Annotated in this window: 20 protein-coding genes; 5 read left to right on the plus strand and 15 right to left on the minus strand. The window is 39.3% G+C overall.

Features of this window, described 5'->3' with window-relative positions; genetic code table 11:
• Window positions 1-9 precede the first annotated feature (9 nt).
• The 6 genes from secA to HYG79_RS13780 form a co-directional block, all read right to left on the minus strand.
• Window positions 10-3,369 (minus strand): preprotein translocase subunit SecA, encoded by a 3,360-nt coding sequence (secA, locus tag HYG79_RS13755; RefSeq protein WP_179242647.1) that lies wholly within the window; start codon window positions 3,367-3,369, stop codon window positions 10-12.
• Between the two features lie 211 nt (window positions 3,370-3,580).
• On the minus strand, window positions 3,581-3,805 hold the full coding sequence (locus HYG79_RS13760; RefSeq protein ID WP_010520089.1) for a DUF2795 domain-containing protein: 225 nt from the start codon (window positions 3,803-3,805) through the stop codon (window positions 3,581-3,583).
• A 134-nt stretch (window positions 3,806-3,939) separates the two neighbouring features.
• Complete coding sequence (locus HYG79_RS13765; RefSeq protein ID WP_179242648.1) at window positions 3,940-4,515, minus strand: cob(I)yrinic acid a,c-diamide adenosyltransferase; 576 nt, start codon at window positions 4,513-4,515, stop codon at window positions 3,940-3,942.
• 234 nt (window positions 4,516-4,749) lie between these two features.
• The gene (locus HYG79_RS13770; RefSeq protein WP_179242649.1) at window positions 4,750-5,256 is read right to left on the minus strand and encodes a hypothetical protein; all 507 of its coding nucleotides are present in this window, start codon (window positions 5,254-5,256) and stop codon (window positions 4,750-4,752) included.
• A 48-nt stretch (window positions 5,257-5,304) separates the two neighbouring features.
• Window positions 5,305-7,185: an ABC-F family ATP-binding cassette domain-containing protein gene (locus HYG79_RS13775; RefSeq protein WP_179242650.1), complete on the minus strand. Its 1,881-nt coding sequence runs from the start codon at window positions 7,183-7,185 to the stop codon at window positions 5,305-5,307.
• Entirely contained in the window at window positions 7,182-8,372 is a 1,191-nt protein-coding gene (locus HYG79_RS13780) for a lipoprotein N-acyltransferase Lnb domain-containing protein (RefSeq protein ID WP_179242651.1), read from the minus strand. The genes HYG79_RS13775 and HYG79_RS13780 overlap by 4 nt, the downstream gene beginning before the upstream one ends.
• 155 nt (window positions 8,373-8,527) lie before the next feature.
• Here HYG79_RS13780 and HYG79_RS13785 point away from each other — a divergent pair, with 155 nt between their 5' ends.
• A complete protein-coding gene (locus HYG79_RS13785) occupies window positions 8,528-9,301 on the plus strand; it encodes a CDP-alcohol phosphatidyltransferase family protein (RefSeq protein WP_179242652.1) in 774 nt (257 codons plus the stop codon).
• Window positions 9,302-9,335: 34 nt separating this feature from the next.
• Window positions 9,336-10,142: a DUF4198 domain-containing protein gene (locus HYG79_RS13790; RefSeq protein ID WP_179242653.1), complete on the plus strand. Its 807-nt coding sequence runs from the start codon at window positions 9,336-9,338 to the stop codon at window positions 10,140-10,142.
• A 14-nt stretch (window positions 10,143-10,156) separates the two neighbouring features.
• On the opposite strand, the gene lptB is transcribed toward HYG79_RS13790, so the two are convergent.
• From lptB to HYG79_RS13810, 4 genes are all read right to left on the minus strand, one after another.
• Window positions 10,157-10,897, minus strand: coding sequence for an LPS export ABC transporter ATP-binding protein (lptB, locus tag HYG79_RS13795; RefSeq protein WP_179242654.1), 741 nt, complete (start codon window positions 10,895-10,897; stop codon window positions 10,157-10,159).
• A 69-nt stretch (window positions 10,898-10,966) separates the two neighbouring features.
• A complete protein-coding gene (locus HYG79_RS13800) occupies window positions 10,967-11,317 on the minus strand; it encodes a carboxymuconolactone decarboxylase family protein (RefSeq protein WP_179242655.1) in 351 nt (116 codons plus the stop codon).
• Window positions 11,301-12,143 carry a twin-arginine translocase subunit TatC gene (gene tatC / locus HYG79_RS13805; RefSeq protein WP_179242656.1) on the minus strand — a complete coding sequence of 281 codons (843 nt, stop codon included), beginning with the start codon at window positions 12,141-12,143 and terminating at the stop codon, window positions 11,301-11,303. Before tatC ends, HYG79_RS13800 begins: the two co-directional genes overlap by 17 nt.
• A 1-nt stretch (window position 12,144) precedes the next feature.
• Window positions 12,145-13,062 (minus strand): KpsF/GutQ family sugar-phosphate isomerase, encoded by a 918-nt coding sequence (locus tag HYG79_RS13810; RefSeq protein WP_394366997.1) that lies wholly within the window; start codon window positions 13,060-13,062, stop codon window positions 12,145-12,147.
• Window positions 13,063-13,309: 247 nt separating this feature from the next.
• Between HYG79_RS13810 and HYG79_RS13815 the strand changes: the two genes are divergently transcribed.
• On the plus strand, window positions 13,310-15,511 hold the full coding sequence (locus HYG79_RS13815) for a RecQ family ATP-dependent DNA helicase (RefSeq protein ID WP_179242658.1): 2,202 nt from the start codon (window positions 13,310-13,312) through the stop codon (window positions 15,509-15,511).
• Here the strand turns inward: HYG79_RS13815 and HYG79_RS13820 are convergent, their stop codons facing one another.
• The 4 genes from HYG79_RS13820 to HYG79_RS13835 all read right to left on the minus strand — a co-directional run bounded on the left by HYG79_RS13820 (window position 15,512) and on the right by HYG79_RS13835 (window position 16,909).
• On the minus strand, window positions 15,512-15,895 hold the full coding sequence (locus tag HYG79_RS13820) for a DUF2752 domain-containing protein (RefSeq protein WP_179242659.1): 384 nt from the start codon (window positions 15,893-15,895) through the stop codon (window positions 15,512-15,514).
• Window positions 15,896-15,908: 13 nt separating this feature from the next.
• Complete coding sequence (locus HYG79_RS13825; protein ID WP_179242660.1) at window positions 15,909-16,184, minus strand: CD225/dispanin family protein; 276 nt, start codon at window positions 16,182-16,184, stop codon at window positions 15,909-15,911.
• Between the two features lie 71 nt (window positions 16,185-16,255).
• Window positions 16,256-16,594, minus strand: a complete 339-nt coding sequence (locus HYG79_RS13830) for a CCC motif membrane protein (RefSeq protein WP_179242661.1) — start codon at window positions 16,592-16,594, stop codon at window positions 16,256-16,258.
• Window positions 16,595-16,609: 15 nt separating this feature from the next.
• The gene (locus tag HYG79_RS13835) at window positions 16,610-16,909 is read right to left on the minus strand and encodes a DUF2752 domain-containing protein (protein WP_179242662.1); all 300 of its coding nucleotides are present in this window, start codon (window positions 16,907-16,909) and stop codon (window positions 16,610-16,612) included.
• A 49-nt stretch (window positions 16,910-16,958) separates the two neighbouring features.
• Between HYG79_RS13835 and HYG79_RS13840 the strand changes: the two genes are divergently transcribed.
• Both HYG79_RS13840 and HYG79_RS13845 read left to right on the plus strand, forming a co-directional pair.
• Complete coding sequence (locus HYG79_RS13840) at window positions 16,959-17,159, plus strand: hypothetical protein (protein WP_179242663.1); 201 nt, start codon at window positions 16,959-16,961, stop codon at window positions 17,157-17,159.
• The gene (locus tag HYG79_RS13845; protein ID WP_179242664.1) at window positions 17,156-17,701 is read left to right on the plus strand and encodes a DNA mismatch repair protein MutS; all 546 of its coding nucleotides are present in this window, start codon (window positions 17,156-17,158) and stop codon (window positions 17,699-17,701) included. Before HYG79_RS13840 ends, HYG79_RS13845 begins: the two co-directional genes overlap by 4 nt.
• On the opposite strand, the gene HYG79_RS13850 is transcribed toward HYG79_RS13845, so the two are convergent.
• Window positions 17,698-18,699, minus strand: a complete 1,002-nt coding sequence (locus tag HYG79_RS13850) for a hypothetical protein (protein WP_179242665.1) — start codon at window positions 18,697-18,699, stop codon at window positions 17,698-17,700. The two genes, HYG79_RS13845 and HYG79_RS13850, sit on opposite strands and share 4 nt — an antisense overlap.
• Window positions 18,700-18,723: the final 24 nt, after the last annotated feature.

Genomic DNA, 18,723 nt, shown 5'->3' on the forward strand with positions numbered 1-18,723 from the left:
ATAATCCAGTTAGTCTTCTATCAAGACCCATTCCCCTTTGTCAATAAGAGGTTCGGCTTGCTTAAATTTCACGGTTTTGCTCTCACCGGACATTACATTTTTAATCGTAACCCTATCGTTACGGCCAATTTTAGGTTTTTCCCGCACAATGGTTTCGGTTACTTGTGGGCGTTGCCCTTGATTTTGCCCTACAGCACGGTTCCGGGCCGCTAACTCGTCACTATTCGGAATTTCTTCCTTTGTTGTTTTGAGATTTTGCTTAGGTCTGCGAACGTTACGTGCCTCTTGTATTTCATTGGTATTGGAGGAGGGGAGTTCCCCTTTGAACAAAAAGGAAACAATTTCTTTGTTCACTTTATCGATCATCTGCTTAAAAAGTTCAAAAGCTTCGAATTTATAGATAAGCAAAGGGTCTTTTTGCTCGTGGACCGCTAGTTGGACCGATTGTTTTAATTCATCCATTTTACGCAAATGCGTTTTCCAGGAATCGTCTATGATGGCCAGGGAGATGTTTTTTTCAAAATCGGTCACCAACTGTTTACCATCACTTTCATAGGCATCCTCAAGATTGGTAACCACTTTCAACTCTTTGATACCATCGGTAAACGGAACAACAATGCGTTCAAAATTGTTGTTCTCCTCATATACTTTTTTAATGACGGGAAATGCAGTTGCCGCACTGTTTTCCATCTTTTTTTGATAGAATTCATATGCCGTTTTGTAGACTTTGTTCGAAATTTCCTGAATGCTCAATTTTCCAAACTCTTCTTCGGAAACCGGGGAAGTGATTGAAAAATACTTGATCAATTCAAACTCAAAGTTTTTGTAATCGTTGGCCCCTTTATTGGTTTCGGCAATGACTTCGACCGTATCATAGATCATATTGGCGATATCCACTTTAAGGCGCTCGCCTTGCAGAGCGTGCCTTCTTCGTTTATAGACCACCTCACGTTGGGCGTTCATAACATCGTCGTATTCCAATAAACGTTTACGAATGCCAAAATTATTCTCCTCGACTTTCTTCTGTGCCCGTTCTATGGATTTGGTCATCATTGAATGCTGTATGACCTCACCTTCTTCCAAGCCCATCCTATCCATCATCTTGGCCACCCTATCCGAACCGAACAAACGCATTAGATTATCTTCCAAGGAAACATAAAATTGGGAGCTTCCCGGATCACCTTGGCGGCCCGAACGGCCCCGTAATTGCCTATCGACCCTTCTAGAGTCATGCCTTTCGGTACCCACGATGGCCAAACCACCGGCTTCTTTGACTTCGTTGGACAGTTTTATATCGGTACCACGACCTGCCATGTTCGTGGCTATGGTCACAATGCCACCTTTACCGGCTTCTGCGACCACATCGGCTTCTTTTTTGTGAAGTTTAGCATTCAATACGTTATGGGGTACTTTGCGTACGCTCAAAAGCTTGGAAAGTAGTTCTGATATTTCTACCGATGTTGTACCGATCAGTACTGGTCTGCCCGATTGCGAAAGTTTGGTCACTTCATCGATTATGGCATTGTATTTTTCCCGTTTTGTCTTGTATATCAAATCATGCCTATCATCACGTGCGATGGGCCGGTTCGTGGGAATTTCCATCACATCCAATTTATAGATTTCCCAGAACTCCCCAGCTTCTGTAACCGCGGTTCCGGTCATCCCCGCCAGTTTACGGTACATTCTAAAATAGTTCTGCAGTGTAACGGTCGCAAAGGTCTGTGTTAAGGCTTCAATCTTCACGTTTTCCTTGGCCTCGATAGCTTGGTGCAACCCGTCGGAATACCGGCGACCATCCATAATACGACCGGTCTGCTCGTCTACAATCATTACCTTGTTGTCCATCACCACGTATTCCACGTCCTTTTCAAAAAGTGTGTACGCCTTTAGCAGTTGGCTCATGGTGTGGATACGCTCACTCTTTACGGTAAAATCTTTAAAAAGCTGTTCTTTGAGTTCTGCTTCTTTTTCTATCTCATAATTTTGATTTTCGATTTTGGCGATTTCCCCACCAATATCGGGCATCACAAAAAATTCTTTATCAACGTCACCGGAAATGTAATCGACTCCTTTATCGGTCAATTCAATCTGATTGTTTTTTTCATCGATCACGAACAACAAATCCTCATCGACTTTTGGCATTTCCCGATTGTTGTCCTGCATGTAAAAGTTTTCGGTCTTTTGTAACAACTGCTTTACACCTTCCTCACTCAAAAATTTGATGAGTGCCTTGTTTTTTGGTAGTCCACGGTATACACGCAATAAGAGAAAACCTCCTTCTTTGGTATCGCCTTCTGCTATCAGTTTTTTTGCCTCGGCCAATACACCTGTTAAGTGTTGGCGCTGCTTTTGGACTATGTCGGATACTTTGGGTTTCAATTCGTTGAACTCATGCCTATCGCCTTCGGGAACGGGCCCTGAAATAATCAAAGGGGTTCTGGCATCATCTATTAAAACAGAATCTACCTCATCTACAATGGCATAGTGGTGTGGGCGTTGTACCAGGTCTTTTGGGGTATGCGCCATATTGTCCCTTAAATAATCAAAGCCAAATTCATTATTGGTACCATAGGTAATGTCCGCATTATAAGCGGCACGTCTCCCCTCGGAGTTAGGCGTATGTTTGTCGATACAATCTACCGAAAGGCCATGAAATTCAAATATAGGGGCCATCCAGGCACTGTCTCTTTTTGCAAGATAATCGTTCACCGTTACCAAATGGGCGCCGTTTCCGGTAAGTGCGTTGAGGTACATTGGCAAAGTAGCGACCAAGGTTTTACCTTCCCCGGTCTGCATCTCTGCAATTTTTCCTTGGTGTAATGCAATACCGCCTATCAACTGCACATCGTAATGCACCATGTCCCAGGTTACTTCTTTACCTGCTGCATCCCAAGAGTTTTTCCATACGGCGTTGTCCCCATCTAACGAAACATAGTCCTTGGAGCCAGAAAGCAACCTATCATATTCCGAAGCTTTTACTGTCAACGTTTCGTTATTGGCAAAACGTTTGGCGGTTTCCTTTACTATGGCAAAGGCCTGCGGTAAAATTTCGTCCAAGGTTTTTTGTGTAGCCTCGTAAGCCTCATCTTTTAATTTGTCTATTTCAGCATAAATATCCTCGTTCTTATCAATATCGGTAGATGCGTTTACTTCTTCTTGTAATTTTACGATCTCATCGGTAATGCTTTTGGAATCTGCTTTAATTTTTTCCTTGAACTCCAATGTCTTGGCTCGTAGTTGATCGTGATTCAAGGCCTCAAACTCTTTTTCGAACGACTTTATTTTATCTACAAGTGGTTGGAGCTGTTTTACGTCTTTTTTGGATTTGTCACCAACGAACGCTTTAAGAACAGAATTTATAAAACTCATAATATATTATTGTTAGATTGAAATACTTCTAAACTTATTTGAATATGCGAAGTAAACAATGGCAATCTTTGGATCGCACTAATTTATGAACACCTGAAATGCAAAAAATGTTCCAGTTTGAAAATCTTGTAAAAATCCAAAATTCCCTGTCAAAATTACATAAAAAAAAAGCCTCGGATGAGACTTTTTTGTTGTAATTCAGTTAATATGTTTAATATTCATCCTCGTTCCAGAGGTAATCTTCTTCTGTTGGATAGTCTGGCCAAATCTCCTCTATGGACTCGTATATTTCGCCACCTTCCTCTTCCATTGATTGGAGATTTTCAACTACCTCCAAAGGCGCACCTGTTCTAATGGCGTAATCGATTAATTCGTCTTTAGAGGCGGGCCAAGGTGCATCGCTCAAATAAGATGCTAATTCTAATGTCCAGTACATGGTAATAGTTTGATTTTAAATTTTTTGCAAAAATAATTTTTAAAGTAAGAAAGTCAAGTTTTTTCCCATTTAATTACAATTTTTTTTGAAAAAATTATATTTATTACTTCGATAACGGAGAAATGACAGATTTATTAGTCCTTTTTACCGGGAATCCATTTTATTTCGTCTGCTTCTACATCCTTTGACAATTTTCGTGCCAATACAAAAAGATAGTCGGAAAGTCTGTTGAGATACGACAGGACCCTTTCGTCAAAGGGTTCGTTTTCATATAGGAGCGAAGCCAAACGTTCTGCCCTTCTGCAAACCGTACGCGCAATATGACAGTATGACACAGTAGTATGGCCGCCTGGGAGTATAAAATGGGTCATAGGCGGTAGGACATCGTTCATTTTATCTATTTCATTTTCCAAAAGAACAATATCGCCCTCTGATATTTTGGGAATGTTAAGACGCTCTTTCCCGTTTTTGAGTATCATTTTTTCCGGGTCGGTCGCCAAAATGGCCCCAACGGTAAACAGTTTATCCTGAATCTTAATCAAGATACTTTTTGAGTTTGCATCTATTTTTTGGTCGCGTATAAGGCCCAACCACGAATTTAATTCATCAACGGTACCATAACTATCAATTCGCATATGGCCTTTTGAGACACGTGTTCCCCCAAAAAGCGCCGTAGTTCCCTTATCTCCTGTTTTGGTATATATTTTCATGTGAAGAATTCAAGTTTAAATATCAATTACGAAGATTAGAATTTGAAAGTTGTTGCCTATTTCTCGGTGTCCTTCTCCTTACGTTCATAATCTTGCATAAACTTGCGGTTGCGTCTTTTTTTCGACCTTTTTTTATTGCTGATGGAAATGAATATATAAACCGCCAAAAGGCCTGCGATGATATAATAGATGGTTTTGTCCATACCTGAAACTAATGATAATAAAAATACTGTTTTATAAGCGAATCTTAAAATGTTGTTTTACTTGCGCTTTGCGGAAAAAAACAAAACCGAAATAAAAAAAGTCTATGGTAACGATAACTTCTTGTAATTCTTTAAGTTTTTCCCAGGCTGCCTTTTTGTTGCTATGGTGAACATCGTCAATAATGATCATACTTTTATCGTTAAGGCCTTGAAATGTACCTACACATTTAAAAATATCCTGTTCGGGATCATTCAGATATATTAGGTCAAATGGTTGTTGGCCAAATTTGATTTTCGGGAACATTGATGCGATTTCATCTTCAAGCTCATTGTTGCCGTTGGGTAAGTAAACGGACTCTATTTTAAAATATGCAATGCTTTTTAAAAGCACATTCGTAGTCTTATTGCCGCTGTATTTTTTCTTTTTGTAGATGCATTTGGTCAAAAAGGAGTACACAAAAGGCGAGTGTACCCCATGTTGATTGGTCGCGGAAAAATTGAATTTCAAATATTGATATATTTTGAACAATTTTGACATCAAGTTTTATGATATTGCGGTAATTGCCTTTGAAAGAACGTGAGACAATCAACTTTCCAATATTGCCGAAAGGTCAAACCAGCGTTCGGTTTTTGTTTCCAATGCTTCATTTACCTCTCCCAATTCTTTTGAAAGGGTTTCTATTTGCTCACCGGATAGAGTGCTATCCGTAAATTTATGTTGTAGTTCAACTTTTTTATCTTCTAACTTTTGAATGTCCTTTTCCAGTTTTTTGTATTCTTTTTGTTCCTCATAGGTAAGTTTTGGATTGTTTTCCTGTTTCCAAGTGTTTTTTTGGGGTTTGTTTTCGGAGGGCACATTTTTTTTCCCTTCCCTGCTTTGCAGCTCCTGACTGTCCTCGTATGCCCTAAAATCAGAATAGTTTCCGGGGAAATCCTCGATTACGGCATTACCCTTAAAAACGAACAGGTGGTCTATGATTTTGTCCATAAAATAGCGATCGTGCGATACGACCATAAGACAGCCCGGAAAATCCAAAAGAAAATTCTCCAGGACATTAAGGGTCACAATATCCAGATCATTGGTAGGTTCGTCCAAAATCAAAAAATTGGGATTCTGAATAAGAACGGTACATAGGTACAACCGCTTGCGTTCGCCACCACTTAATTTTTCTACATAATCATATTGCTTTTTCCTATCGAAGAGAAACCGCTCCAGCAGTTGTTGCGCCGAAATTTGCCTTCCTTTTTTCAAAGGGATAAAATCCCCGAAATCCCGTATGACATCAATTACTTTTTGCCCCTCCTTGATTTCGATGCCTTTTTGCGTATAATATCCAAATTTGATGGTATCCCCGACCACTACTTTACCACTATCCGGTTGGTCCTTACCGGAAAGGATGTTCAAAAATGTAGATTTTCCCGCACCGTTTTTTCCTATGATGCCTACACGTTCCCCTTTGAGAAAATTATAATCAAATTTGTCCAAGATAGGTTTGTTGGGGTAAGATTTGGAAATTTTATGCAGTTCCAGAATTTTGCTGCCCAAGCGCTCCATATTCAATTCCAATTGAACTTGATGCTCCTTTCTGCGCTGAGTTGCTTTTTCTTTTATGGTATGAAAATCATCTATACGGGATTTTGATTTAGTGGTGCGTGCCTTGGGTTGTCTACGCATCCAATCCAGTTCTTTTTTAAAGAGTAACTTTGACTTGTGCTGCTCTACGGCTTCACGCTCTTGGCGTGCCTCTTTTTTTTCTAAATAATAAGAGTAGTTTCCTTTATAAGGGTATAATTGCCCATTATCCAGTTCAATGATCTCATTGCATACCCTTTCCAAAAAATAGCGGTCATGGGTGACCATGAAAAGTGTCATGTTTTCTTTGGCGAAATAGGTTTCGAGCCATTCTATCATCTCCAAATCCAAATGGTTCGTTGGTTCGTCCAAGACCAATAGGTCGGGCTTGTTTATAAGGGCATTGGCCAAGGCCAACCGTTTTTTCTGTCCACCGGAGAGCAAACCCACCTTAACCTGAAGATCTTCTAGTTTTAATTTAAATAGAATTTGTTTGTACAGGGTTTCAAAATCCCACGCATTGTTGCGTTCCATTGCCTCAAATGCCGTTTGATATGCCTTTTCGTCTTCTGGATTTTCCAAGGCTTTTTCATAGGCATTGATTACCTTGAGTATGTCATTGTCCGATGCAAAAATGGTTTCCTCTATGGTGAGGTTCGGGTTTAAATCGGGTTCTTGCGCCAAAAAAGAAATGCGTGTGCCTTTGCGATAGTTGACTTGACCTGAATCCGGAGTGTCCTTGCCCGAAAGAATATTCAGTATAGATGTCTTTCCCGTACCGTTTTTGGCAATTAAGGCTACTTTTTGGTCTTTGTTGATACCAAAGGAGATATCTGAAAAAAGTACAAGTTCACCATATGACTTGGCAATGTTCTCAACCGTTAAAAGATTCATGCTTTGTTTGTTTTTAGGGCTGTTCTCGTCTTTTTATAAATTAAAAAATATCGAATACCAAGTGCTATTAAAATGGGTAAAATCAGCGGGCTGAACACTTGGATACCAACCATCCAAAATAAAAGGGTCAAAATCAACAAGCCCAATAGTGCCAAAATATATTTGGGCATCCAGCTGGGTAATGTTTTTTTTCGCAACAAATAAAAAGCGGCTATGCCATTTAAAGGAAAGGCCCATAAAATATTAAAATTACCAGCAGTGGCCGAATGGTCTGTTAAAAACCAAAGAAAACACAAGAGCAAGCCAATAATACCTGTAACAAAAAACAAAGCGAAATCGAGCCAATGGCTACGAACATTATTTTTAATATCGATATAACTTATGATGATCACAAAAAGTAAAAGTATTACTAACCAGAATAAAGGAGAAGCCAAAAAATAGGTAGGGATGATCCTGTCGGCAAAATTCAAGATCGTGCGTTCCCTTTTTACCAGGGGTTTGCCTTTCAGTTTCGTATTGTTTAATTGTTTCATCACATAAAGTGGAAGGAACATATGTTCATTGGGCGTTGCCTTTTGGTCTATGACCGAACCCAAAGCCAGATCAATACCAAAGCTAGACCAAGAATTCGTGTTAAGGTTTTGATGTATAAGTTCCCGAAACGTATATGTTTCCTTTAAGTGGCTTTCTTTAAAAACCAAATTTTTACCTAAAACTTTTTTAAGGATTTCCGGTATTTTTGTGGAACAGTTGTTATATAGATAATCGTACAGATAGCCTCTATTTTCTGGTCGGTAATTGGTTGACAAAAAGTTGAGCAGTTCTATTTTTTCGCTTGGTCGTAAATCCAACAACTGTTCTTTTACCCAGCGTTTTTCATATTCATACTCGTACAGAAAATTTGGGAATGGTGCGCGAGAAAGTGTGAAATACGGCTTTCCGAGAACAAAGTTTACATAAAATCCGGGTTGGTTGAAGTTGAATGTACCGTAATTGTAAACGTAATCAATGTCATGAACCGGGTCTTGAACACGTATGGCCGTATGGCCAAAGGCAGCATATAATTCATCTCCCGCACCACAGGTTAAAACACTTATTTGTGAGCTTGGGGACCATACCGGATTTTCGGCAAACCCCAAAAAAGAGCAGGATAATAAGATGCAAAAAAGCAATTTTTTTATAAACATGATCGGGTAGTTCGTTGGTTTGGTCTTTAATTGGTCAACAAATATCGAATAAAATATACGACTAGCTTAAGGTAAACCAGCGGAAATCAAAAAAGGCTTTTATTTTTAACATGATTTTTTAATTAATACTATTTTTACGCAAACCAATAAAAGAGATGAAAAAGCATATCCCTAACTTTATTACACTTTTAAACGTGCTTTGTGGATGTGTAGCTGCCGTATTCGCTGTTTTGAACAAGCTGGAAGTCGCTGCTTTATTTGTGTTGTTGGGCATAATTTTTGATTTTTTTGATGGCCTGGCCGCAAGAGTATTGAACGTTAGGAGCGAATTGGGCCTACAATTGGATTCCCTGGCCGACGTAATTACCAGTGGCCTGGTACCGGGAATCGTAATGTTTCAGTTATTGGGCATGTCGCGCACCGGCGGGTGGAATGCCGATTTCTCCTCCGGTTCTTGGAATCTTTTGGCTTGGGATGATGTGACCTTGTCTATTTTACCCTTTTTTGGGTTTGTCATCACTATGGCGTCTGCATACAGGCTGGCAAAATTTAATCTGGACGAAAATCAGGTTTCATCGTTCATAGGTTTGCCTACACCTGCCAATGCCTTATTGATTCTTTCCTTGCCTTTGATTCTTTTATACCATAACAATAATTTTTTAAACGGAGTAATCCTAAATCAATGGTTTTTGGTTGGGCTGACAATTTTAAGTGCCTTTTTGCTGAATTCCAAAATTGAACTTTTCGCCCTAAAATTCTCGAATTGGAGCTTTAAGGATAATGCTTTGCGCTACATCTTTATAATTCTTTGTATCGTGCTTTTGGCGACCTTAAAGTTTTTGGCCGTTCCAGCGATAATTGCATTTTATGTTTTAAGCTCTATGATCGGTAATACGGGCAAAAAAAATAAAAGAAATGAAACCTCCTGACCTACTTTTACGTAAATCAAATAAAATACACATTATGCATAGATCAACGAAGACCTTTTTTTTGGTAATAGCATTTGTCACGCTATCATCCCATGAGCTTTTTTTGAAATCGGATTCGCATTTTTTGTCGCCCAATAGCACTTCTGAAATCTATTTGTTGAACGGTACTTTTGATAAGAGCGAAAACAGTATTACCCGGGATAGGATTATAAACGCCAAAATCATTGGGCCCGATTATTTGTATGAACCAACTGATGGTGATTATTCCGATGAGAACAACATCACCTATTTAAAGTTTAAAACCGGGGAGACAGGAAGTTATGTTGCAGGAATATCTACCTTGCCCAGAATGCTAGAAATGACCGCTTCCGATTTTAATGCATACTTGGATCACGAGGGGTTGGCAAATACCTTGGCCGATAGAAAAAAGGATGGAAGTATAGAAAAAGGTGCCAAAGAAAAATATTCCAAACACGTAAAAAGTCTTTTACAGGTGGGTGATCAAAGAACGGACCACTATATGGCCCAATTGAATTACCCCATTGAATTCATTCCCTTGAACAACCCATTTGCTATGAAAGTTGGTGACAGTATCTCTTTTCAGCTTTTAAGTTCGGGCAAACCGCTTGCCAATCAAACCGTACATTACAGTACTTCGGTACCCGGTAAAGATGCCCACGAAAATGAGAGTTCTACCCAGACCAACGAAGAAGGTGTTTTAACAATCTCACCCGATAAAGCCGGTAAATGGTATGTGGCCACAATACATATGGTGAAAAGTACCGAAAAAGGGGTGGATTATGAATCCAACTGGGCAACCTTGACTTTTGAGATCAAATAGGGAATATGGAAATTCTAAAAATCGAGTTTCTTTTTTCGTAGTTCAAAATTTTGCCCAAGATATACTTTGCGCACCATTTCGTCCGCCGCCAAATCTTCGGGAACGCCATATTTTAGAATTCCACCTTCGAACATCAAGTATGAACGTTCTGTAATCGCCAGTGTTTCCTGAACGTTGTGGTCGGTAATCAAAATGCCGATATTCTTGTTTTTAAGTTGGGCCACGATACGTTGTATATCCTCAACGGCGACCGGGTCTACACCTGCAAAAGGCTCGTCCAATAATATGAACTTTGGATCCGTTGCCAAGGCACGGGCAATTTCGGTACGTCTTCTTTCCCCGCCGGAAAGTAAATCACCTCTATTCTTTCGAATATGGCCCAGGCCAAACTCTTCTATGAGCGATTCCATTTTCATGTGCTGCTCTTTTTTGCTGAGTTTGGTAAGTTGAAGTACGCTTAAAATATTTTTTTCGATACTTAGTTTTCTGAAAATAGATGCTTCCTGCGCCAAATATCCGATACCATTTTGAGCTCTCTTGTACATGGGGAAATTGGTGATTTCCATATCGTCAAGAAAAATTTGTCCGCCGTTGGGTTTTATCAATCCCACGATCATATAAAAAGAAGTGGTCTTTCCAGCACCATTGGGGCCAAGGAGGCCAACGATTTCTCCTTGATTTACCTCTAAAGAAATTCCTTTTACTACTTTTCGTCCTCGGTAGGACTTCATGATATTATGTGCGCTAAGCTTCATGTACGGTTTTTGTGCAAAGTCCCAAAACTAAACATATTTATTTCCTCGGTTATGTGCTTTACGTAATTTTTAACCTTCTTTTTGTTCCAGTAGTTCCCAATATTCGTATGCTCTTCGTAAATGCGGAATCACAATGGTACCCCCTATGAGCGTTGCAATACTTAAGGTTTCCATAACTTCTTGTTTGCTTACCCCTTGGCTATGGGAACTCTCTAAATGATATTTTACACAGTCATCGCAACGCAATACCGCAGAGGCAACCAGCCCCAATAATTCTTTGGTCTTTACATCCAAGGCACCTTCGGCAAAAGCGTTGGTATCTAGATTAAATATTCTTTTGATAACCTTGTTATCGTTTGATAGTAGCTTATCGTTCATTTTGGAACGATAGGCATTAAATTCTTCAACTGCGTCGGACATTTTTGCTCATTTTTTTTGCTTCTCTCTTTAATACTACCTTAGAAATGTATATACTTACTTGGTACAAAATCAGTACAGGAATCGCCACGATAATTTGACTGGCTACATCTGGCGGTGTAATGACCGCAGATATGATCAAAACGACTACAATTGCTATTTTCCTGTATTTTTTGAGGATTTCCGGTGTAACCAGACCGACCTTGGTCAAGAAAAATATGATGATGGGCAGTTCAAATATAATACCACAGGCAATGACTGATGATCGTACCGTAGCTATAAAAGAAGCGATATCTATTTCGTTACTTACCTCTTTACTTACTTGATAAGTTCCCAAAAAATTTATGGATAAGGGTGCTACAACATAGTATCCAAAAAGCACCCCCAAGAAAAAGAGGAATGAAGCGATAAGAATAAATCCCCTTGAGTTTTTTCTTTCATTATCATGCAGTCCGGGACTTATAAATTTCCACATCTCATAAAGAACGTATGGGAAACCTACTATGAACCCCGCCCAGATAGAAGTCCATATATGCGCTGAAAACTGTCCGGACATCTCCCTGTTTTGAATGGTAAAAGGTAGCGCATCTGCACAAAAAGCTGAATCAAACCCAATAAATGTGGCAGCTTTACAAAAGAAACGATAGGTGGGGAAGTCCATTTTTTTAGGACCGAATATGATGGTGTCAAAAATAAATTCTTTCATTAAAAAGGCAACACTACCAACAATGACCACGGCGAGGGTAGAACGGATCAGGTGCCAACGTAACTCTTCCAAATGGTCCAAAAAGGACATTTCGTTTGGGGATTTTTTGGTTTTTTTTGCCATTTTACAGGATTCCTTCTTTTATCAAATTATGTAAATGAACCACGCCGATATAAGTGTCCCCATCTACGGCCAATAATTGGGATATTCCTTTTTGCTGCATAATATCCAACGCTTCTACGGCCAGGATATTCTTTTGTACGGTCTTTGGGTTGGAGGTCATGATGTCTTTGGCCAATAAACCGCTAATATTGTCATATTTGTTCAGCATTCTACGAATGTCCCCATCTGTTACTACACCAATTATCTTGTCATCGTCAATCACAGCGGTTACCCCCAACATTTTTTCAGATATCTCTACGATTACCTTTTTGATATCGGTATCAACATTCACTTGGGGCATCATATTGTCTTTTGCGATATCCCCTACGGTCAAGTACAATCGCTTTCCTAACGAACCCCCAGGGTGATAGTGGGCAAAATCTTTGCTGCTGAACCCTCTTAAGTGCAATAAAGTAATGGCCAAGGCATCGCCCATGACCAATTGTGCCGTTGTACTGGTGGTCGGGGCCAAATTATTGGGACAAGCTTCTTTTTCAACAAAAGTATTGAGGACAAAATCGGCATGATTGGCCAAATGGGAGTCCATATTCCCAACAATAGCTATCAATTTGTTCTTTCCCCTTTTTATCAAAGGTACCAGCATTTTGATTTCGGGGGTGTTTCCACTTTTTGAAATGCACACGACCACATCGTTTTTTTGTACCGTGCCCAAATCCCCGTGAATGGCATCCGCAGCATGCATAAAAATAGCTGGAGTTCCTGTGGAGTTGAGCGTCGCCACTATTTTTGATGCAATGAGCGCACTTTTCCCGATGCCCGAAATGATGACCCGGCCTTGGGAATTCATAATACAATCAACCGCTTCGCTGAATTCCTCGTTGATAAAACGCTCTAGATTTTGGATAGCCTTGGCTTCCATCAAGATTGTTTTTTTTGCTAATGCCAGTATGGCTTGGGTATCTTTCAATGTAGTGTTGAAATTATATATTACAATCTAAAAGATTATGTTATATTTAAGATTACAAAATTACATAAACTTAATTTTATAGTACATTTTATATCTTAACAAAATATTTTGGAAGCTATCGTTCCTAGAATGCCCAAAAAATTATACCTTAAAAAGATTTTAACCGTTACAGGTAGCTATAAAATGGTAAAATAACAGTATGGGTTTTAATGAAGTTGACTTACATGCATCCCTAAAAAGGTATTTTGGTTTTTCCAAGTTCAAGGGTCTTCAGGAAGATGTCATAAAAAATATACTACAAGGATATAACACTTTTGTAATTATGCCTACAGGTGGTGGTAAATCTTTGTGCTATCAGTTACCCGCTTTAATGCAAGAAGGTACGGCCATAGTAGTTTCGCCCTTGATCGCATTGATGAAAAACCAGGTTGATGCCATACGAGGCGTGTCTTCCGAATATGGCGTAGCCCATGTCCTAAACTCATCGCTCAACAAAACCGAAGTAAAACAGGTAAAGGAAGACATATCCAATGGCATCACAAAATTGTTGTACGTAGCTCCGGAATCCCTCACCAAGGAGGAATACGTCAATTTTCTTCAATCAGAAAAAATATCGTTTGTAGCTATAGACGAAGCACATTGCATTTCGGAATGGGGCCATGATTTTAGACCGGAGTACCGCAATTTGAAATCTATAATAAATCGATTGGGAGACAATATACCCATTATTGGCTTGACGGCCACGGCCACTCCAAAAGTAGAGGAGGACATTATAAAAAATCTAGGGATAACTGATGCCAAAACCTTTAAAGCATCCTTTAACCGGCCCAACCTATATTACGAAGTACGGCCAAAAACCCAGAATGTAGATGCGGACATCATCCGTTTCGTAAAACAAAATGCAGGCAAATCGGGCATTGTATATTGTTTGAGCAGAAAACGGGTAGAGGAGCTAGCCCAGGTGTTACAAGTAAACGGGGTCAGTGCAGTGCCCTACCATGCGGGTTTTGATGGTAAAACACGTTCCAAATATCAAGATATGTTCCTTATGGAAGATGTTGATGTGGTCGTAGCTACCATTGCTTTTGGTATGGGTATAGACAAGCCTGACGTGCGATATGTTATACACCACGATATCCCCAAAAGTATAGAAAGTTATTATCAAGAAACCGGTAGGGCGGGCCGTGATGGGGGCGAAGGCCATTGTTTGGCCTTTTATTCATACAAAGACGTGGAAAAGCTCGAAAAGTTCATGTCGGGGAAACCTGTCGCCGAACAGGAAATAGGAAATGCCCTTTTACAAGAAATAGTAGCGTATGCGGAGACATCAATGTCACGCAGGAAATTTATTCTTCATTATTTCGGAGAGGAGTTTGATGAGGTCAACGGAGACGGAGCGAGCATGGATGACAATACCCGAAACCCCAAGCCAAAGGAAGAAGCCAAGGAAAACTTGGAGAAACTGTTGAAGGTCGTTCAAGGTACCAACGAAAAATTCAAGTCAAAAGAAATCGTGAATGCGCTACGTGGTAAAGTGAATGCGTTGATTGCCTCACATAAAACCGATGAAAAACCTTTTTTTGGTATCGGTTCGGACAAGGATAAAAGTTATTGGATGGCCTTGGTACGCCAAGCTTTGGTTGCCGGCTATTTGAAGAAAGAAATTGAACAATACGGGATTTTGCACCTAACGCCCAAAGGAAACCAATTTTTGGCAAACCCCGTTTCTTTCATGATGACGCACGATCATGTGTACAATAAAGAGAATGACGATGCCATTGTCAGTGCCGCAAAATCTGGAGGTGGCGTAGCAGATGTAAAACTATTGAAACAATTGAAGGATTTACGAAAAAGAGAGGCCACAAAGTTAGGGATGCCTCCTTTTGTCATCTTTCAGGACCCTTCTTTGGAAGATATGGCCTTAAAATACCCCATATCCATGGATGAATTAATCAATATTCACGGTGTAGGGGAAGGTAAGGCCAAAAAATATGGCAAACCCTTCATTGGCCTTATTTCCCAGTATGTAGAGGAGAATGAAATTATACGTCCTGATGATTTGGTGGTCAAAAGCACGGGAGCCAACTCAGGTCTTAAGTTATATATTATTCAAAATGTGGACAGAAAGTTGCCGTTAAACGATATTGCGGCAGCCAAAGGTCTAGAGATTCCCGAGCTCGTGAAGGAAATGGAACAAATCGTCTTTAGTGGCACCAAATTGAATATTGGGTATTGGATTGATGAGATTCTGGACGAAGATCAACAAGAAGAAATTCACGAATATTTTTTAGAAGCCGATACCGATGGTATCGATGCGGCCTTGGAAGAGTTTGATGGCGAGTATGAAGATGAAGAACTGCGTTTGTACCGCCTAAAGTTTATGAGCGAGGTGGCCAATTGATTACGGAGCAAATACATTAAAGGGAGAAACATTTATATTTCTCATAATGGTAAATATCAAAACAACATAAAGTATAATCCTTGGTGTTTTGGTACGGTCAAAGTAGTTTTTGTAATTCTTGCCATTTAATTTTTCCAGTAGTTTTAATCCCAGATAATATGAAAGTAGTATCAAGGTGGGTATAAAGAGCATGTTATGTTTAAAAGCACCTATGATGTTCAAGTGCAACAAATCATGTAAAGCTCTTTGACTTCCGCATCCTGTACATAAAAAACCAGTAATGGTATAGAAAGGACATTTTGGAAAATTTGTTACATTACCAGGGTCATAAAAGTAATATAGGGGTATTATTGAAATCAATAATGCCCCTATGATTATGTACAAAAAATATTTTTTTTTAAAAACCGCCATTTTCCATAGCGCTTGCAAACACGGCAAAACCAAAGATCAGGAAATACAGTATCAGAACTATAACTCCGGTAGATAACCCTATTATACTCCACAATTTGGCATTCTTGGATGCTTTTTCGGCGGCCTCGTAGTCACCGTTGGCATAGGTTTCGTTTACTTTTGAAGAGTAAACAATGCCCACAATACCAGCGGGTAAACAACAACATACCGTACAAATGATAGCCAGTACCAAATAGTTGTTCGGTTTTTGCGGTTGATTCATATTGTTCTATTGTAAGAATTAAAATTAAAACTTTAGTAAAGAGCCGCCTAAGGGCGGCTCTTACAGCCTTGTTATTCCATAGGGATACCGAGTTGCTCGTAGACCTCTTTTTGTTGTTCCATGTATTCTGCCCAACCACCGGCACTTATGATCATAAAGATAGAATATGCCAAGGTTAGTACAGCCAAAACCAATCCTATAATCGCAATGATCTTAGCAGTTTTTACTTGGCTATAATTTGAATAGTTTTCTGGATTTTGTTTGTATGTTTTTTCATCTTTATTTGAAAGAAATAATGCTATACCAGAGAATATGATACCTCCGATACCAACACTAAAACAGCAGCAGAAAAACGATACTATTCCTAAAACTATCGAGATAGTAGCATTGGGTAATTTTTGTTGTTCCATAATTTAAGTGTTTAGTTATAAAAATTTTAAAAGAAAGTTGGTCAATATCAATATTACACTCGATATCATTAGCGTAATGATAATGGTGTTGGAATGTTTTATCTTGATGAAATGGTCAAATCCGATAAAGCTGAATAAAAGGATTATCGTGTAAATGGCGGGGTACATTTTAAATGCCCCTATAAAATCACCATCAAATAAAAGGGCCACGGAGCGCTGTAGGCCACACCCCGGGCAATCAAACCCCATTAAACGCTTACTTATGCAAGGCAACATGTAATCCTCGGCAATATATGATGTTGCGGCTAATCGCATTTTTGTACAATCAAATTCTAAGACCGAAAAATACCATTATTTTTGCTGAATGAAAACAAAACGTACTATTTATTTTATGCTGATAACAATCGGTGGCATGGTCATGGGATTTGGGGATATGTACATAAAAAAAGAGTACGCCTTGTGTATTGGTATTGTTTTATTGATGTTCGGTATATATAAAAGCAGTCAGGTTTGGGGACTTGGGAACACTACATCGGCCAAAGATTCTGAAGAAGAAAAAAAATGAGCACGTTTCAAATAGGGGATACCGTCGAAACCATAGATGATGTGATCAAGGGTACGATCATATCACTAAGTGATGCCAATGTGACCATAGAGATTGATGATGGCTTTACGATGCGTTTTTTATCTTCGGAACTTGTAAAAACCATACAGAAAGATAAAATTACGGTATCTAACTATGATGTAGCCAAAATAAAAAAAGAGAAAGAACTTCCCACTAAAAGAAAACAAGTAGCTACAAAGCCCAAAGAGCGCAATGCTCCTAAAATGGAGGTAGATTTGCATATTCATCATTTGGTACCGTCCACAAAAGATATGACCAATCATGAAATGTTGAATATTCAAATTGATACCGCTAAACGGCAATTGGAGTTCGCCATTCGTAAACGTATCCAAAAAATAGTCTTTATTCACGGGGTGGGAGCGGGAGTATTAAAAGAAGAGCTACATTATCTTTTTGGCCGATATGACGTAAACTATTACGATGCGGACTATCAAAAATACGGTCTCGGAGCTACCGAGGTTTATGTTTTTCAGAATTCTTAAGTACTCGTGGTAGTGTATTCCCCAAAAATGATACTTTCAATTTCACTGAGTACCGTGTCGGTTGAACCTTCTTCGGTCGCTTTTAGCGATAATTTTACATTTAGAAGGGTTATGGTGTGGGTGTACGTTACCATCCCTTCGGTATTAGGTTCACTGGCAGTTGTTGCGACTGAGATAGTTCCCTCAGTAGAAAAGAATTCGCCTATTATGGCCTGATTTGAGGTATTATCAGAAGCACAGATAGTCTCAATTGCGGATATTCCATTAACGATCAAGTTTTTGAAAATCCCGGCAGTCGCCAAATCCAAAACCCTAGGTTCGGAAGTCGCCTCGTTGACAAACAAGCTGGTTGGAAGATCTATGAAGATAAATTCATCATTAATTGTTTTGTACAACCTTACCGTATTCTCCAATGGGTTTTCCTCACATTTCGTTATGGGGATATCCGCATAGTTTTTAAAGGCAAGAGTGGCACTATTCCCGATTGTAGTAGTAAAGTTCCCATAATCAAGTAAAGAGTTGTCAGTTAATCTTTCGTTGAGACTGTTGATAAGGGTCAGATCTGTAATATTGATATTGTGGGAATAGGTTTTTGTTGTTGTGTTTATCGATGAAACTTTGGATATTATCGTAATTGTACCCGCTTCTGCTTCAATTTCATCTAGAACAGTAGGCTCTACCGGAGGAATCTCATCACAAAAATATGCAGTGCTTACATCTCCCGAAAAAAAGCGGTAAGTGAGTTGTGATTCATTTGAGATACTACTGGTAGGCAATTCCTCGCCAGTAGACGCATTCGAAAATAAATTATTTTCAAGGTTAAGAATTAGGGCTTCGTCTCCCTGAATCTTGAAAAATAATGTTGTTTCTCCGATGTCAATGGGACTATCACATGATTGAATATTTGATGAACTAAAATCAAGCGTCTCAATCTGTAGGTCGCCATCGTCACATGAAAGTACGACTAGGTACAAACACAAAATCCATATTTTTCGCATATCCCAAATTTAAATCAAATAGCG

The organism is Costertonia aggregata, assembly GCF_013402795.1.
Lineage (GTDB): Bacteria > Bacteroidota > Bacteroidia > Flavobacteriales > Flavobacteriaceae > Costertonia > Costertonia aggregata.

What these genes read in the sequence shown, in the direction of transcription:
- secA (WP_179242647.1), bottom strand. Translation starts at nt 3,369, where the DNA reads ATGAGTTTTATAAATTCTGTTCTTAAAGCGTTCGTTGGTGACAAATCC.
- HYG79_RS13760 (WP_010520089.1), bottom strand. Translation starts at nt 3,805, where the DNA reads ATGTACTGGACATTAGAATTAGCATCTTATTTGAGCGATGCACCTTGG.
- HYG79_RS13765 (WP_179242648.1), bottom strand. Translation starts at nt 4,515, where the DNA reads ATGAAAATATATACCAAAACAGGAGATAAGGGAACTACGGCGCTTTTT.
- HYG79_RS13770 (WP_179242649.1), bottom strand. Translation starts at nt 5,256, where the DNA reads ATGTCAAAATTGTTCAAAATATATCAATATTTGAAATTCAATTTTTCC.
- HYG79_RS13775 (WP_179242650.1), bottom strand. Translation starts at nt 7,185, where the DNA reads ATGAATCTTTTAACGGTTGAGAACATTGCCAAGTCATATGGTGAACTT.
- HYG79_RS13780 (WP_179242651.1), bottom strand. Translation starts at nt 8,372, where the DNA reads ATGTTTATAAAAAAATTGCTTTTTTGCATCTTATTATCCTGCTCTTTT.
- HYG79_RS13785 (WP_179242652.1), top strand. Translation starts at nt 8,528, where the DNA reads ATGAAAAAGCATATCCCTAACTTTATTACACTTTTAAACGTGCTTTGT.
- HYG79_RS13790 (WP_179242653.1), top strand. Translation starts at nt 9,336, where the DNA reads ATGCATAGATCAACGAAGACCTTTTTTTTGGTAATAGCATTTGTCACG.
- lptB (WP_179242654.1), bottom strand. Translation starts at nt 10,897, where the DNA reads ATGAAGCTTAGCGCACATAATATCATGAAGTCCTACCGAGGACGAAAA.
- HYG79_RS13800 (WP_179242655.1), bottom strand. Translation starts at nt 11,317, where the DNA reads ATGTCCGACGCAGTTGAAGAATTTAATGCCTATCGTTCCAAAATGAAC.
- tatC (WP_179242656.1), bottom strand. Translation starts at nt 12,143, where the DNA reads ATGGCAAAAAAAACCAAAAAATCCCCAAACGAAATGTCCTTTTTGGAC.
- HYG79_RS13810 (WP_394366997.1), bottom strand. Translation starts at nt 13,062, where the DNA reads ATGGAAGCCAAGGCTATCCAAAATCTAGAGCGTTTTATCAACGAGGAA.
- HYG79_RS13815 (WP_179242658.1), top strand. Translation starts at nt 13,310, where the DNA reads ATGGGTTTTAATGAAGTTGACTTACATGCATCCCTAAAAAGGTATTTT.
- HYG79_RS13825 (WP_179242660.1), bottom strand. Translation starts at nt 16,184, where the DNA reads ATGAATCAACCGCAAAAACCGAACAACTATTTGGTACTGGCTATCATT.
- HYG79_RS13830 (WP_179242661.1), bottom strand. Translation starts at nt 16,594, where the DNA reads ATGGAACAACAAAAATTACCCAATGCTACTATCTCGATAGTTTTAGGA.
- HYG79_RS13835 (WP_179242662.1), bottom strand. Translation starts at nt 16,909, where the DNA reads ATGCGATTAGCCGCAACATCATATATTGCCGAGGATTACATGTTGCCT.
- HYG79_RS13840 (WP_179242663.1), top strand. Translation starts at nt 16,959, where the DNA reads ATGAAAACAAAACGTACTATTTATTTTATGCTGATAACAATCGGTGGC.
- HYG79_RS13845 (WP_179242664.1), top strand. Translation starts at nt 17,156, where the DNA reads ATGAGCACGTTTCAAATAGGGGATACCGTCGAAACCATAGATGATGTG.
- HYG79_RS13850 (WP_179242665.1), bottom strand. Translation starts at nt 18,699, where the DNA reads ATGCGAAAAATATGGATTTTGTGTTTGTACCTAGTCGTACTTTCATGT.